This is a genomic window from Lysobacter sp. TAB13 (assembly GCF_052113885.1).
Taxonomy (GTDB): Bacteria; Pseudomonadota; Gammaproteobacteria; order Xanthomonadales; family Xanthomonadaceae; genus Lysobacter; species Lysobacter gummosus.
In genome coordinates, this window is record NZ_JBFRDR010000002.1 from 221,628 (window position 1) to 236,838 (window position 15,211).

Here is a 15,211-nt window from a genome sequence, read left to right on the forward strand (position 1 = left end):
CAATGAAGTCACTGGCAATGGCAATGGTCGCCGCGGCGGCGATGATCGCGGCGACGGGGCTGGCTCAGGCGGGCGAGAAGAGCAACGTGCCCGTCAGCATTTCCACCAATCCTCAGGGCCAGGCGGTCCGTGCGTTCGGCATGCTGGCCAGCGCGCGCGCCAGCGCCGGCGTCAACCAGACCATCGGTTGCGCGAGCAGCGCGACCGGGACGACGGTGGTGGCCGCGTGCGAAGCGCGCAACGCCGCCGGCACCTATGTCCAATGCACGACCTACAACGCGGCGCTGGTCGCGGTCGCGCAATCGGTCAGCGCCGATTCCTACGTGGATTTCAGCTTCGACGGCTCGGGCAATTGCACCAGCCTGTATGTCAGCAACGGTTCTTCGAACGCGGTCAAGCAACCCTGACCGCCGCGCGGCGATGTCGTCGGATCACGACGGCATCGCCGGTTCCGGCGCATGCGGGCCGCGACCCGCGCGCGCTCAGAACTCGCAGGAATCCCAACCCAGCGGCGTGGTCTGGGTCGAGCTGTCCTTGAAATTCTGGCGCAGCGTGGTCTGCGCCCACTCGTTGGCTTCGACCAGCTGCCCCGGGCTGAGGTTCGATGCGATCGCCTCGAGTTGCCGGTCGAGTTGAGCGACGCGATGCGATTCCGCGCCGAGGCGATACAGTTTGAGGTAGCGATAGTGCTGCACCGGATCGGCGCCGATCAGGCCGGCGAGCAGACTCTGCGCGCCCGGCTCGTAGGCTTGCTGCAGCAGATCGACCACGCGCCAGTCGCCGGCGGCCAGGCCGCTGTCGATCAAGGCCGAGGCGGCATTGCCGTAGTTGCGCAAGGATTCGGGATGCTTGATCAGGCTGCGCGCATCGTAAAGCGGGCCGCGATCGAGATAGCACGCGCGCGCCTGCTCGTCGCCCAGGCGCGCGGCCTGGGCGATGCTCGGCACCAGCGCGTCGAGCATCTTGTCGCTGACGCCGGCGCACAGCTCCTGGTTCTTGCGCACGCCCTGCTGGCGCAGCTCCATCGCGTCGAGCTGCAATTGGTAGGTGCGTAGCTGCGCCGCGCTCATGCCGTCGGTGGATTTGCGGGTGAGATCGTTGGTCGCGCCATCGCTCTTCCATTGCGAGCTGCGCAGGCGGCTGCAGCGGTCGAGGTCGCGCAGCAGGCGCTTGGCCGCGTCGGCATCGCCGCCGGCGGCGCGCGCGCGCAGTTCGGCGAAGCTGTTCTTCAGCGGCGTGTTGGGCGGCGGCAGCAGGCCGCGCTTGGAGGCTAGGGGGCTCGATCCGAGGGCGGCCTCGTCATCCGTGCCCTGTGCCGCCGCGGCATCGGCGACATTCACATGCATCGCGGCGCGCGGCTGCGGAGTATCCGCGCGTCCGAGAAAGTAGGCGCCGACCACCGCGGCCAGCACGGCGACAGCGATCAACAGTGAGCGTTTGGTCTGCATATCGTCGCGCTTCGCCATCGGCCGTCGCCGGCCTGTTCATTCGTAGGGAAAAACGCAGGGGTCCCATAACGGCCCGTCCGCATCGATCGGCTTGCCCTGAAAATCGTGATCGAAAGTTCGCGCCGCCCAGGCATCGGCTTGCGCGACCTGCGCCGCACTGAGCCGGCTCGCCGCCGCCTGGATGTCGCGATCGATCTCGTCATGGTCCGACGGCGTCCCGAGGCGGAACAGCTTCAGGTAACGGTAACGCGAGTAGGCATCGGTTCCAACCGCAGCGGAGAGCAGGGTGGACGCGCCAGGTTGATACGCGTTGCGCAGCGCGCTGATCACCCGCCAGTCGCCGTCCTCGACGCCGGCCTGGATCATCGCCTGGACATCGCGACGATACGATCCCAGACGCTCGGGATGATCGAGCAGGCTGCCCGGATCGTAATTCGGCCCGCGCTCGAGATAGCAAGCGCGCGCATACGGCTCGCCCGCCAGCGCGGCGCGCTGCAGGTTGGGCAGCAGCTGGTCGAGCATTTCCTGATCGGCGCCATCGCACAGCGCGCGCATGCCATCCAGCGCCTGCTTGCGCGATTCGATGGCATCGAGCTGGGCGCGGTAGTTCTTCAATTGTTGCGAGCTCATCGAGGCCACCGTTTGCCCCAGCAGCTCATCGGAGAGTTGGGCGTTGTCGCGATCCAGGCGTTCGAAGCGCCGGCACAGACTGAGGTCGCGATACAGGCGGGTCGCCGCGGCGATGTCGCCGGCGGCGGCACGGCTCCGCAGATCGGCGAAGGCGGATTTCAGCGAGACGGTCAGCTTGGGCGAGTTGGCGGCGGCATCCGCGGCGGCTTTGCGCGCCGCTTTACCGGGTACCGTGGCGGCTTGGTTCGCCGCCGGACTCGCGCTGGGCGAGGCCGCAGCGGGCGCACCCGGCGAGCGGCCCTGGATCAGGCCGAAGCCGTACACGCCGGCCGCGACGACCAGCGCGGCGGCGATCGTCGCCAGCGCGCGGCCGCGCATCAGGCGGGCCACGGCGAAGCGGTTCGTGCGAACCGCTTCGCCTGCCGGTGATGGCCTGATCGATGCATCCTGACCAACGATTACCTTTCGCTATCGAGAACGTAAGCCGATGCCGCGATCGACGCATTGCCGGTCATGATCGCGGTGTTCTTGCCCGCGACGGCCGGCAGGCCTACTTTCAGATTCACCGCGCCCGATACCAGGGCATCCAGGATCGGGGTGAGGATCGGCAGGCCCAGCGCGATATTGCCGCAACCGCTCGCCGCCGGTACAGCGAAGGAGTTATCGACCAGGGTGGTGCCGTCGATCTGCAGGTAGCCGATGAAGTTCGGCTCGTCGGTCCAGACCGTGGTCGCCGTGCCCGGATTGCCCGAGATCGGCAGGTTCGGCAGCGGCGGCGCGGTGGTGCCGGTCTGCAGCTTGAGCACGACCGGGGTCTGCGCCGATCCGATGTAGCACTTGTCGCCGAGGAACGGATTCTGCAGGTGCACGCGCACCGCCAGCCGGGCCACGGTCGGGTCGCTGCCATCGCTGGGCGGGAACAGCGCATTGCCGAAGTTGGTCTGGATCTGCTGCACCGGCTCGATGGTGGCGTTGACGTCGTTGACGGTAGCCACCAATGCCCAGAACGCGGTCCACAACGGGCCCGGCCAGTTCGGCGCCGGGTTGACGATGCCGAGCAGGCCGCCGGGCACCTTGGCCGCGGGCGACTTCAAGGTCGGCGCGCCGACCGCGTCGTACAGCGGCGAGGCGCCGATGGTCTCGATACCGCCCTGCAGCACGATCGGCTTGTCGATCGGCATGGTGGTGCTGCCGATGGTGAGCGAACCGGAATTGGTGGTGTTGATGACGCAGCTGCCTACCGCCGGATCGGTGTACGGGCAGTATTTGAACATCGCATACGGGCCCGACGGCGTACCGGCGTTGGCCACCGACGCGCTCGCGAGCGTCAGCAATGCCGCCGCCGCGGCAGTGCAAAGCGGAGTCTTGCGCATTCTCGGATTCTCCTGAAAGTTGAGTGCGGCCGGCGCGTGTTCCACGCGGCCGGGCCTGCTCGCGGCCGCGACGGCCGCGCTGCGCTGATGGGGACAAAAAGGGGAGGAAAATCTCCTCCCCTGTGCCGAAATCCTTCTCGGCTCATCGACGTGTCCGGAGGGGTACGCGAGACCGCGATCCGCGCGCCACGCATGAAGCGCCGCGGATCGCCGGCCGGTGCCGGACGTCGTCGGGTGGTTACAGACCCACCACGCGTACCAGTGTACTGGCGCTCAGCGCGCCGTTGTTCTGGGTCTGCACCGAGCAAGCGCCCAGCGCGCCCTTGAATACGAACTGATTGTTCTTGGTGGCAGTGGAGGTGGAATCCAGCACGCCGTTGATGCTGCCCGAGCCGGTCTGGCTGGGGCAATAGACGTTCAACGGCGAGGGAATGTAGATCCGCACGCCACTGATGGCCACGCCCCACAGCGTCGGCGTCAGGGTCGGCGAGCCGGTGAACGGCGGGTTCGCGCCGGTATACGCGCTGGGAGTCATCGTCCACGGCAGGTTGTAGGCAGTGATGCCGTTGCAGGCCGAAGAGCCGCTGAAGCTCGCCGCGGTGACCGTGGCGTTGCCGCCGGTCAAGGTGACGGTGAAGCTGGCGTTGCAAGGTACACCGACGCCGACGTAGCTCGCGGTGGTCGGGCCGAAGAAGGTGAGCGTGCCGTTGTTGGCCCAGCCACTGCCGTTCCAGAGTTCGAACGAGGCAGCAGAGGCCGAGCTCGCGCCAAAGACGGCCGCAGCGGTCGCCAGGGCGAGAAGGGAATTCTTGAGCTTGGACATTACGTTTTCTCCTGTGATGCGTCGAGGTATACGGACACGAGCGTGTCCTAACGGGCTGTCACGGATGAAGCGGGCGCCGTGGCTGCGCTGCCTGACGGCTACGGTGAGCGGTCCGTAGCCGTCAGGCGTCTGCTCGTCGCCGCCCGTTCGCCGAAGGCGAGGGGCGACGACACTCAACTCAGAAAAAGCCCTTACGCACCGACAAGCCGATGATGCGAGGGTCTTGCAGGAAGACGTTGCTGCTCAGGCCGGTGTCGTCGCTGTTGACGAAAGTGCCGGTGATCGCCTTGCCGCCCAACGCGTTCTTGACGTACAGCTGCACGGCCAGATCGCTTTCGATCTTCTGCCAGGTCAGCGACAGGTTCACGTTGCCCCAGTCGTGCAGGCGATCGATCTTGTCCTGATAGATGCGCGCCCAGCTCGGACCCTGGTAATACAAGTCGGCGCGCAGGATCAGATCGCCGCGTGAAGTCATGAAGGTGTATTGCGGACTCAGGCTGACGGTGATGTGCGGCGCGTTGGGCAACTCGTTGCCGCCGACGTTCTTCGCGAAACCGGCGCCGCCGTTGGGCGCGTCCTTGGCCGGATCGTAGGTGAAGCCGTACAGGCCGTCGTAGGGTCCGCCGGACGAGAATCCTTTCCCGTTCAGCGGCAAATTGGTCGAGCAGAAGCTGTTGAGGATATTGGCGGCGTTGTTGAACGGCGGGTCCAGCGGATAGGTCGCCGCCAGCACCGCTTCGACATACTCCTTGGGCGCGACGCAGTTGGATGCCAGCTGCAGCCAGGGCTTGACCACCACCCAGTCGGAGTTGCCGGCGGTGCGATCCATCACGTCGATGGAGTACTGGTTGGAGCCGATGCGCGTGCGCAGCAGACCCACGTTGCCGCTGAGCTGGAAGGCGTCGTTCGGCTTCCACACCGCTTCGAGCTCGGCGCCCCAGGTCTTGGCGTCGAAGTTCTCGTTGAGGGTGGCGCGGTCTTGGATCTGCGAGACCTGATAGTCCTTGTAATCGTTGTAGAACAAGGTGCCGTTGAGGATGAACCGGCCGCCGGCCATGACGTTCTTCATGCCGACTTCAAAGGCGTTGACGAACTCGGGCTTGAACTCGGGATCGCGCTGCTCGAAGCTCAGCGCCAGCGGATTGGCGCCGATGCCCGGCGAATTGGTACCGCCGGCCTTGTAGCCGCGCGAGGCCGAGGCATAGATCATTGTGCTGTCGGTGAACGACAGGTCCGGCGACCAATCCAGCACCAGCCGGCCGGTGGGCTTGTTCCACTTCTGACGGATCTTGGGCAGCGAAGGATAGCCGTAGCCCACGTAGCCGCCGAACAACTGCGGGACGCCGGCGGTACCGGTGGAATCCGACAACAAGGTTTGGGTCGGGAATGGCGTGGTGGTCTTGCGGTCGCTGGTATAGCGCAGGCCGACGGTCAGGCGCAGGGTGTCGTTGAGCTTCCAGTAGCCTTCGCCGAAGATCGCGGTGGAGCGGGTTTCAGCCAGATTGCGGCTGCGAAAGTAGTTGTGCCCCTGGCCGTCGATCGCGCCCAGCGGATTAGGGTCGATGTAGACGCAGGGAATGATCTGGCCGGTGTTCGGGTCGAGCCGCGTCGCCACGCCGGCCGGGCACTTGCCCGGCGCGGTGCCCGCGCCGTTGCCGTTGAAGAACAGGTCGGCCAGCGAGGTGAACACGTTGCTGAAGACGTAGTAGCTTTCGTCTACCTTGTACTCCAGGTAGTTGGCGCCGACGTTGAAGTTGAACGCGCCGTCGAACGAGGACTGCAGCCGGAACTCCTGCGACCACTGCCTGCTGTCGGAATCGACCAGGTCGGCGATCAGCAAGCGGTCGGAACAACCCAGTTGCGGATCGCAATACTTGCCGTCGGGAAATGCGTTGTAGGCCGGTTCGGGACCGTTCGGGCCGAACGCCGACACGCCGTTGGAAGTGTTGGTGAAGATCGGCTGGGACTGGAAACGGCCGTAATCTTGCGTCGAGTAGTACTGATCCCGCGTGTACAACGTCTGCGAGACCAGGCTGAGATGGTCGGTCAGATTGGCGTCGAGGTTGAGCTGGAAGATGTCGTTCTTGGCTTCGAACTTCGGATCGTAGGTGGTGGCGATCTTGCGCATGTCGTGCGACTGCGTCACGCCGGCATAGGGATCGAGCCCGCGCGGAATCATCGAGGCGACATCGAGGAAGTTGCCGTCCGGGTCCAGCAGATAGCCGATGGCGGTGCTCTGCGCGCCCAGCACGAACGGAATACTCGCGCCGTTGGGAACGCCGAACGCACCGTTGTTGTACAGCGAGCCGTCCGTGCAGCCCTGGCTCATGTAGTTGCGGTCGATCGCCGACACCGTGGTCGCGCCGATCTTGGCCGGACCCGGATCGTTATGGCACAGCTGCTTGCCGGTGCGGGCGCGGCGGTCGTCTTCCTGGAAATGCTCCCAGACCAGGCTGGCGTTGAACTTGTCGCTGGGCTTGAAGGCGAAAGAGGTGCGCACCGACAGCAGGTCGCGATCGTTGACGTTGCGATTGGTCACCGTGTTTTCGTCGTAACCGTCGCGCTTGGTGTACTGGGTAGCGACGCGGAAGGCGAAGGTATCGCTGAGCGGCACGTTGAGCATGCCGTTGACGCGGCGGGTGTTGTAGTTGCCGATCTCGCCCTTGACGTTGGCCTCGAACCCGTCCGGGTTGGCCAGGTTGGGAATCATGTTGACCACGCCGGCGGTCGCGTTGCGCCCGTACAGCGTGCCCTGCGGTCCGCGCAACACCTCGACGCGTTCCACGTCCAGGTATTCCTGTTCGAACAGGCGGTTGCGGATCATCGGCGTGCTGTTGAAGCTCACCGCCACGGCCGGGTCGGTGGTCACCGACAGCGCCTGGGTGCCGATACCGCGGATCTGGAAGTTGTAGCTGGCGAAATTGGTCTTGGAGAAGGTGACGTTGGGCGTGGCCGTGACCAGATCGCCGCCGGTCTCGATGCGGCGGTCGCCCAGATCCTTGCCGCCGAAGGCGCTGATCGCGATCGGCACCTTCTGGATGTTCTCGACCTTCTTCTGCGCGGTGACCACGATGGTGTCCAGGGTGGTCGCGCTGGTGCGCTTAGCGGGGTTTGTCGTCGTTTCGGGCGCCGTTTGTTCTGCCTGGGGTTCTTGGGAGGGCGCCGTCGGCTGCGTTTCGGCGACCTCTTGGACGTTTCCCTGCTTCTCCCCGGGCATCGACTTCCCGGCCGCGCCGGCGCCGCTGGCGGTGTCGCTGATCAGGATCGCGCCCGAAGCGCTGGTGGCGTAGTCCAGGCCGGTTCCGGCGAGCAATTCGTCGAGCGCCTCATGCACGCTCTTTTCGCCGCGTACCGCATGCCCGGTCTTGCCGGCGGCGAGCTCGGGCGAGTACAGCAACTGGGTGCCGCTCTGGCGCGCGTACTCCGACAGCGCGGTGTCGAGCTTCTGCTGCGGAATATCGAACTTGGCCGTGGCGGCGCTGCCTTCGGCATAGGCGCTCAAGCAAGGCAGCAGCGCCAAGAACAGCACGCACGGCCTGAGGGCACGCTTCCACGGACGTCGGGTGTCTTGCAATTGCATTCGCTCTCCCCTCGGGTTGCGGGTCGTCTTTGATTGCGACCTGTCTTAAGTACAGACGCGACGGACATCAAAACCCGAACCTGCGAATGCACGCGGATTCGCATCGCGTCGTTGTTGAACCCGGGAGTTTAGTTTTGCGGTGCAACACCGCGCGACGTGATCGGTGGCCGTGCGCCGCCTGCGACGGTTGCATCGGCGAGTGTGTCGGGATGGTGCGATGCGCAACCTTGCGCGAACCGGCGGATTCGCATTGCGCTGCAACACGGAGGCTACGGCGAGCGAGCGCTCCCTATGTGAGAAAGCACGACCGTGCGGGATTACATCGCCAACTTCTGCGCGCTCTGATCTTGCCCGTTCATGCCGCGCGTCAGTTCCTGTTGCTGGCGTTGCGCCTCGGCGTTCTGGCTTTGCCGGATCGCCCCGACCTGGCGATAGCGTTCGTCCGCTGGCATCGACAGCGCGTCGGCCGTGGTCATGTGGGCATGGTGCGCGGCCGGATCGGGCGAGGCATGGCCGACGCGGTACACATGCACGACTTCGCCCGGAGCCAGGCTCGCGGTGGCCTGGTTGAACGTCACCCGGACATCGTCGTGAGCGGAGAATTTCATCTGCGCCGCCCGCGTCAGCAGACTGGCGCTGATGCGCTCGCTCTGCTCGTCCCACGGCTTGCCGATTTGCCGATCGATGTCGCGCACGCTGTCGCGAATCTTTTCGAGCAGGGCGCGATCGTGGGTGTCGAGGTCGGTTGGGCCGCGGGTCGGTGAAGCGGTTAGGGGAGGCGAAGATGGCGAGCCTTCCAGCGGAAACGGCGGGATCGGACTGAGGTGTTGGTGTGTGCTGGCCGTATGTTGAAACAAACCCGCTCGGGGCGGGTTCGTGGTGGTGTCCAAATAGGCTTGCGGCGTGCCGCTGCTGGAGGGTGACAGGGTGATGCCGTTACGTTCGAGCAGGTCTTCGCGCAGCCTCAGCTGGCCCAGATCGAGTTGCATCTGCGGCGCCATGCCGTGCACGGCATGGGCGTAGTTGCGCTCGAAGTGGATCGCGCGGCTGACCGCGCCAGCGCCGTAGAAATTCGGATAGTCCGAATCGCCGTGATGGCCGATGCCGGTAGTCTGGCTGCTCGACAAGCCCGGCGTGCCTGCGGGCGGCTTGTCGAAATAATATTGTGCTTGGGTGGCGATGTTGCCGGGGGTCATCGGCAAGGTGCTGTCTGGGTTGAAGGAGAGACCTGGGCGGGCTTGGGCTTGTAGGAGGTGAGTCGTATGCGGCTCGATGAAATCCTTCACTCGGGGCGTATTGAGTTTCAGCATGCTTGAAAGACTGCTGGACGGATTTGCTTGTTGCTCCCGGCTGACAAGCGCATTCCAGCCGGCGATCTGCGCCTTGGCTTCGTCATCGCGGCTGGCGCCGATAAGCTGGCCGACAGGCGCTGTGTAATCGTTGACCGGATTGCTGTCGGTGGCGATGGCTCTCGCGGTGGTATCGAACGCCCGATAGGCGGCAATCTTGTCGGGATGGTTGAAGGCATGCTGGGTTTCGTGGCCCAGTACGAAGGTCATGTCCGGTGAGTCATATCTTTGAAAGCCAGCGGGTGCTCTCGCCAATACGCTCGGCGGCAAGCTCATGGTCTTGGTATCGCCGTTGTAGGTGCCGCCGGCGACCGTACCGCTGAGCGGCGCAAAGTTCTCCAGCAGCATCCGATGGCCTCTGTCGGACGGGTCGACCGTCGTCGCCGCACGTTTCATCTCCGCAGCCAGAGTCGGAGAGCCGTTGATGGTGAATTGCAGATTGCTCACCATGTCCTGCGATATCGGCTGCGTTGCCCCAGCAGCATCGACATAGGTGCCGTGAGCAAAGCGCAGACTGATCTCCTGCAAGCGCAAGCTGGCTCGCAAGTCCGGGTTGGCGGCTGTTCCATTGGGCGGGAAACTATTGGATGGCAGCGTCACCACGCCGGAGGCTTTGTCGTATGTGCCCGCTATATTCGATCCGGCGCCTGCCGATGCCAGTGCGAAACCGGTCAGTTGGTGATTGACGGCGGCTTGGTTCAAGCGCTGCAGAAGATCGGCATCGGAAATGATCGTCGCGCGCAATTGCGCCTGTTGGTCCGGCGTTACGCCCGGTTGATGGGCGAATTGCGCGATCGATGCCTGTAGTTGAGTGTTGATGGACGACATGGCTTAGGGGTCGAGTGGATGAATGCTGATCGATTCGACGCAAGCGTGGTTGAGCTTGGAATCGGGCGCATTGGCTTCACGGCGCGGCATGATTTGCACTCTTACGTCGTTGCGCACGTATTGCAGCGCAAGCAACTGTCCTAGCTCGCCATAAGATGCGTGCTCATTCTTGAAGCCCGCGTTCATCAGCGCGGCTTCGTAGGCGTTGAAGTCCATTCCGCAGACGGGGTTCATGTCTTCAAGCAATCGCACATCGACGCGCTCCTTCTCGTTGCGAAACTCAAATCTTGCATTCGTGTATCGCCTATATTTCGGGTCAACGCTGTAGCTGAAAATGTAGTTCCAAGCGAACTTAGGGAGCGTCATCGCCAGGAATCCGCCATCTTCTTCGGGCACCTCAACCATCGGCAAACGCATCACTTGGCGGACACGATCGGTCGATAGCTCATTGAACGACTTCAGGCTATCGATCAATTTCAAGAAGCGCCGTCCAATTTCATCCGGCGTCAACTCTGGATGCTCGGCCAGCGTGCTGGGCTGATAAGGGGCGGGCGAGGCGGTGTTCACGGCGGCTACCTCCTTGGATGCTGGCGCCGGAGCCTTTGGCGCAGGCGAATGCGCGCATGCGGTGAGCACAAGTACAGCGAGCGCTGACAGCGAGAGGCGGGAAATCGGATATCTCATCAAGAGAGCTTCCGTTGAACTCGAAGCCATCGGGAGACAAAGTCACCGCTATGGTGGTCTTTTCGCGGACGGCGACGATACTTGATCATGTGTGGAGGATGACAGTACGAATTTAACAAGTGGTGATTGATGCGGCTCAAAGTCCGTTAATACTGATCGATTCGACGCAGGCGTGCTTGAGCTTGCCATCCGGGGTGTTTGCTTCGCGCCTCTCTCCGATTTGAACATGAATACCATCGCGCATGTAGTGCAGTGCAATCAGTCGTCCAATTTCGTCATAAGTGGAATCTATGCTCTTGAAGCCGATCTGGTGCAAAGACTTTTCATACGCATTGAAGTCAAAAGTGCAAACCGGCCCCATGTCTTCGACCAGGCTCCTATCAATTCGTTCTTTCTCGTTGTGAAATTCCAGTTTTGCATTCGTCGAGTCACGATATTTTGGATCGATTCTGTAGCTGAAGCTGTATTGCCAACCTGATTCCGGCAGGCTCATGGTCAGGAAGCTCCCAAAAGTCTCGGGAGTGCTGACCATTGGAAGTCGCATTATTTTTTGGATTCGTTCGTCAGAGATGTCATCGAGCGACTTCAAACTATCGATTAGTTTCAGGAAACGATGGCCCACTTCCTCCGGTGTCAACTCAGGATGCTCTTCAAGCGTGCTGGGTCGATAGGCTCTCGACGTTTGCGTGCTTGCAGCGACGGAATTCTTTGGAGCCTGCGCCGGTGAATGTGCGCAAGCAGCAAGCGCGAGCCCGGCGAACACGACCGATGCCGCATGGACGGTTGATAATTTCTTGCGGCGCCGGATAGGACGCGGCATCGCACGCCATCCGCGGCGAGTAGCGAAAAATCCAGACTCGATCATGAAAGGCCCTGCGGCATCCTTTCCTCAGATAGCTGGAATATGCCACAGGAAACTTAAATGAAAGATCGTGCCTAGGTGCTTGTCGCAAACAGTGCGATTGACATGCGCAACGGCACACAGAATCTATGCGGATTTGCACGGAACACGCGCGCTCCGGCCGCAAGTTCGCTTGCGTCTGCGCATAGAAGTCATCGAATAGTGCCCGCACCAGCAGACCCAGAGCGACCTCAGCCACTCCCCATAGTCATCATGCCGGCACCCCAGTTACGCGCTAAGCCGCGCGGCATCAGCACGTTCAGCGGCAACCCACGCCGAACCAACACCTGAGGCCGGCCTCCGACACCCAACCTCATTCCAAGACCGCATCCCCATGCGGCCGATACGCCAAGCCCCAGCCCTTACCCCCGAACCGGCGGCAGCGGCTTCAACACGATGGTGCCGCTATCGGCCGAGGTGTGCTCGATCGGGAAATACGCGGTCAGCGCTTCGACGAAGGTGCTGGTGTCGCCGGTGTTGAACGCGCCGCTGATCTTCAGCGAGGCCAGATGCGAATCGCTCAGCACGATCTGCTTGCGCGAATAGCGGTTCATCTCGGTGATCGCGTCTTCCAGGCGCTCGTTCTCGAACACGATCTGGCCATGGCGCCAGCTGACCACGCGCTTGACGTCGGCGCTGCGTACTTGCGGACGGGTCTTGGCGACGGCGATGAATTGCTGGCCCGGTTGCAGTTCGTCCAGCAGCGGCGCGGCGCCGGCCGGGGCCTTGCTGCGCGCGCTGTCGCGGGTGACGGTGACGCGGCCTTCCAGCAAGGTCACTTCGAAGGCGCGCTTGGACAGGTACACATCGAATTCGGTGCCGAGCGCGGTGACCTGGCGGCCGGCGGCGCTGACCACGAACGGGCGGCTGCGGTCCTTGGCGACCTTGAACAAGGCTTGCCCGCGCTCCAGCGTGACCGCGCGGATGCCGGCCCGGTAATGCGCCGAGATCCGGCTGTCGGTGTTGAGCGTGATCACCGAGCCGTCGTCCAGGGTCACCACCGAGCGTTGGCCGACACCGGTTTGATAAACGTTGCCGGCGATCGCGTCGTCGCTGCCGGGCGCGGTCTTCCACGGCGCCTCCATGTTCATGACCAGCACGCCCAACCCGGCGGCGGCCAGCAGCGAGGCGGCGATCGCGGTCCAGCGCGCGCTGCGCGTACGGCGCGCGCCGGCCTTCGCCACGCGCGCCATGGTTTCATCGCGCAGGGCCTGCATTTCCGGAGTGTGGGCGAGCGAAACCGCGAGGGCATGAGCGGCTTGCACGCGCTCGAACGCCGCCGCGTGTTCCTGCGACTGGCCGCGCCAGGCCTCGAAGGAGGCGTAGGTCTGCTGATTGGGGGTCTCGCGCAGCACCTCGCTCCACCAGGCGGCGACTTCATCGACGCACTCCGGCGCGAGCTCCGCCGAGCCCTCCCACATTGGCGAGATTTTACATTTCATCTGGTGTTACCTCTCAGCAAGACCCGGTCCACTTTTTTCAGCCCCATCAGACCTGCGAGTCGATCCGTGCCGGACCGCTCAATCCAAGCATGCGCGTTCGCACACATTGCGCCCGCCGTCGCGGCCCGGCCGGCGCCAATCAGTCCTGCTCTCCCGCCTTGTCCACGACGCTGCCCAGTTGCGCCAGCGCCTTGGCCATGTGCTTTTCGATCGCCCGCACCGATATGCCCATCATGACCGCGATTTCCGCATATTTCTTCTTCTCCAGCGCGCGCAGCACGAACACGTCGCGGGTGCGTTCGGGCAGCCCGCGCAGCACCGCATTGACCCGTTTTATCTCCTCCTTACCCAGTAAGACGCGCTCGGGCGAAATATCCGTAACAGGCTGGTGCATTTCGGCGTCGAAAGATTCATGGGCGTCCTGGTTTCGGGCCCGCCGGCGCCGCCCCCAGTCGCGCAAGGTGTTGGCCGCGACCTGGAATACGTACTGTTCCACGTGCTCGATCGGGCCGCCGCGGGCGCGCCGGATCAGGTGCAGGAAGACTTCCTGGGTCAGGTCCTCGACCTCGGCGGCGTCCTTCACGCGCTTGGAGAAGAAGCCGCGCAAGGGCATGCGATAACGCAGCGACACGTTATTCCACTGCTTGACGCAATCCTCTCCGTACTCGGCTAGCGATGCGGACTCTTGCGGCCATGACGCCGGATCGGTCATTGTCTGTATCCCCATACCGCATGGAATGGTGCTGGCCGTACCGGCCCGCGTATCGGCGCGATCCTCCGCACCGGCGTAGCCCGGGCGGTGCGGCCAACCATCGCGCACCGCGTCGGCGGATCACCGCCGGACGATGCGTTCTTGCAACGTGTTCGGCATCGATCGCCGAGTTACCGCACCGGCAAGGCTTCGGTCCCCCCAACCGCCGCGGCCGGTTCGGCCGCGTTCGCATCGCCCACTACTTTTTCCGCCCACAGCGGCAGGATTCCGCGCGGCTTGCGCAGCGCGGGGAAGTCGCCTTCGGCCTGCATCCTGGAATCGGCCGCCTGCGCGGCGGCGGCGGCCAGGGCCATGACCTGCTCGACGCCGCGGATCTGCTCGCCGTTGTCGAAGCGGCTGGTCAGCATCGGCGAGATGAACGCGATCAACCGCGCCAGCATCAGCGAATCGCTGACCGGCTCGCCCATGCACATCGCCGAGATCAGTTCGTCCATGTCTTCGCTGGCGAGCACGCCGGCCAGCGCCTTGAGGGCGAAATGCAGGCGCATGCCCAGTTCCTTGCGCGACAGATGCGGCAATGCGCGCGCGAAGGCTTCGAAAAAGCGCTCGTAGATCGGTTGATAGTGCTCGTGCAGATAGTCGCGGATGAATTGCGACGGATCGCTGTAGACGCGTCCGAGCAAACGCATGAAGGCGATGCCGCCGGCGCTGTCGCGGCTGAGCCGGATGGCCGGGACGAACAACACGCCGAAGACAGCGGAGGCGTCCATGGCCTGCTCGCCGTAGCGCGCTTCGCACACCGACAGCAGTTGCAGGCGTTCCTGATTGAGCCGGTCCAGGCGCGCGGACAGCAGCTCTTGGACCAGGGCTTCCTTGCTGCCGAAGTGGTAGTTCACCGCCGCCAGGTTGACCTTGGCGTGGCTGGTGATCTGGCGCAGCGACATGCCTTCGTAGCCGTGCCTGATGAACAGCAGCTCCGCCGCTTCGAGCAGACGTCCCCGGGTATTGCCTGGACTAGCGCTGTGACTGTTCACGGCCGACATCCGGGGATGGCTCCAGCTCGATCAGCTGACGGGTTGCTCCAATTCATGGTTTGAATACCCGAATTGAAACGGCTGTTAGCCTAATCAGATCAAATTGGCCGATGCACGCTGCAGCGCAATATTTGTGACCGATGTGGGCAGTATTTCATAGCGCCACGTCTCGGTCCGATCGCCCAAGTCGCTGATTCCACGGTCAATGGAGTAGTCGTTCAGCGGCGTTTGGTGTTTGCGTGCGGCTGAGTTGAGCGCGTGCCTTTGAACGCGCATCGCGTCCACGCCCGCACCCGCATCCCTTCGCTCTTGCAGTTCCCCCCTTTGAAAAAGGGGGGCAGGGGGGATTCGCTTTTGCTCTGCCGGCAAAGCAAATCCCAGCGCCACCATCTAATGAACAAGGCTTC

12 protein-coding genes are annotated in these 15,211 nt (G+C 63.6%); 1 reads left to right on the forward strand and 11 read right to left on the reverse strand.

Annotated elements, in window-relative coordinates:
- The first annotated feature begins 2 nt into the window (after window positions 1-2).
- On the forward strand, window positions 3-407 hold the full coding sequence (locus AB4Y92_RS03740; RefSeq protein WP_441818430.1) for a hypothetical protein: 405 nt from the start codon (window positions 3-5) through the stop codon (window positions 405-407).
- 75 nt (window positions 408-482) lie between these two features.
- On the opposite strand, the gene AB4Y92_RS03745 is transcribed toward AB4Y92_RS03740, so the two are convergent.
- From AB4Y92_RS03745 to AB4Y92_RS03795, 11 genes are all read right to left on the reverse strand, one after another.
- Window positions 483-1,448 carry a hypothetical protein gene (locus tag AB4Y92_RS03745; protein WP_441818431.1) on the reverse strand — a complete coding sequence of 322 codons (966 nt, stop codon included), beginning with the start codon at window positions 1,446-1,448 and terminating at the stop codon, window positions 483-485.
- A 36-nt stretch (window positions 1,449-1,484) separates the two neighbouring features.
- Window positions 1,485-2,468: a hypothetical protein gene (locus AB4Y92_RS03750; protein ID WP_441818432.1), complete on the reverse strand. Its 984-nt coding sequence runs from the start codon at window positions 2,466-2,468 to the stop codon at window positions 1,485-1,487.
- Between the two features lie 68 nt (window positions 2,469-2,536).
- Window positions 2,537-3,451 (reverse strand): hypothetical protein, encoded by a 915-nt coding sequence (locus AB4Y92_RS03755; protein ID WP_441818433.1) that lies wholly within the window; start codon window positions 3,449-3,451, stop codon window positions 2,537-2,539.
- Window positions 3,452-3,689: 238 nt separating this feature from the next.
- Complete coding sequence (locus tag AB4Y92_RS03760; protein WP_441818434.1) at window positions 3,690-4,274, reverse strand: hypothetical protein; 585 nt, start codon at window positions 4,272-4,274, stop codon at window positions 3,690-3,692.
- A 178-nt stretch (window positions 4,275-4,452) separates the two neighbouring features.
- Window positions 4,453-7,854 carry a TonB-dependent receptor domain-containing protein gene (locus AB4Y92_RS03765; RefSeq protein WP_441818435.1) on the reverse strand — a complete coding sequence of 1,134 codons (3,402 nt, stop codon included), beginning with the start codon at window positions 7,852-7,854 and terminating at the stop codon, window positions 4,453-4,455.
- A 317-nt stretch (window positions 7,855-8,171) separates the two neighbouring features.
- Complete coding sequence (locus AB4Y92_RS03770; protein WP_441818436.1) at window positions 8,172-10,031, reverse strand: XVIPCD domain-containing protein; 1,860 nt, start codon at window positions 10,029-10,031, stop codon at window positions 8,172-8,174.
- Between the two features lie 3 nt (window positions 10,032-10,034).
- Entirely contained in the window at window positions 10,035-10,598 is a 564-nt protein-coding gene (locus AB4Y92_RS03775; RefSeq protein WP_441818437.1) for a hypothetical protein, read from the reverse strand.
- A 253-nt stretch (window positions 10,599-10,851) separates the two neighbouring features.
- Window positions 10,852-11,535 carry a hypothetical protein gene (locus AB4Y92_RS03780; RefSeq protein WP_441818438.1) on the reverse strand — a complete coding sequence of 228 codons (684 nt, stop codon included), beginning with the start codon at window positions 11,533-11,535 and terminating at the stop codon, window positions 10,852-10,854.
- Between the two features lie 443 nt (window positions 11,536-11,978).
- Window positions 11,979-13,058 (reverse strand): FecR family protein, encoded by a 1,080-nt coding sequence (locus AB4Y92_RS03785; RefSeq protein ID WP_441818439.1) that lies wholly within the window; start codon window positions 13,056-13,058, stop codon window positions 11,979-11,981.
- Between the two features lie 139 nt (window positions 13,059-13,197).
- On the reverse strand, window positions 13,198-13,770 hold the full coding sequence (locus tag AB4Y92_RS03790; protein ID WP_187313115.1) for an RNA polymerase sigma factor: 573 nt from the start codon (window positions 13,768-13,770) through the stop codon (window positions 13,198-13,200).
- Between the two features lie 170 nt (window positions 13,771-13,940).
- A complete protein-coding gene (locus AB4Y92_RS03795) occupies window positions 13,941-14,804 on the reverse strand; it encodes a TetR/AcrR family transcriptional regulator (protein ID WP_441818440.1) in 864 nt (287 codons plus the stop codon).
- Window positions 14,805-15,211 lie beyond the last annotated feature (407 nt).

Bases quoted from the DNA above. Each gene is read 5' to 3' on its own strand.
- AB4Y92_RS03740 (WP_441818430.1), top strand. From the start codon at position 3: ATGAAGTCACTGGCAATGGCAATGGTCGCCGCGGCGGCGATGATCGCG.
- AB4Y92_RS03745 (WP_441818431.1), bottom strand. From the start codon at position 1,448: ATGCAGACCAAACGCTCACTGTTGATCGCTGTCGCCGTGCTGGCCGCG.
- AB4Y92_RS03755 (WP_441818433.1), bottom strand. From the start codon at position 3,451: ATGCGCAAGACTCCGCTTTGCACTGCCGCGGCGGCGGCATTGCTGACG.
- AB4Y92_RS03760 (WP_441818434.1), bottom strand. From the start codon at position 4,274: ATGTCCAAGCTCAAGAATTCCCTTCTCGCCCTGGCGACCGCTGCGGCC.
- AB4Y92_RS03765 (WP_441818435.1), bottom strand. From the start codon at position 7,854: ATGCAATTGCAAGACACCCGACGTCCGTGGAAGCGTGCCCTCAGGCCG.
- AB4Y92_RS03770 (WP_441818436.1), bottom strand. From the start codon at position 10,031: ATGTCGTCCATCAACACTCAACTACAGGCATCGATCGCGCAATTCGCC.
- AB4Y92_RS03780 (WP_441818438.1), bottom strand. From the start codon at position 11,535: ATGCCGCGTCCTATCCGGCGCCGCAAGAAATTATCAACCGTCCATGCG.
- AB4Y92_RS03785 (WP_441818439.1), bottom strand. From the start codon at position 13,058: ATGAAATGTAAAATCTCGCCAATGTGGGAGGGCTCGGCGGAGCTCGCG.
- AB4Y92_RS03790 (WP_187313115.1), bottom strand. From the start codon at position 13,770: ATGACCGATCCGGCGTCATGGCCGCAAGAGTCCGCATCGCTAGCCGAG.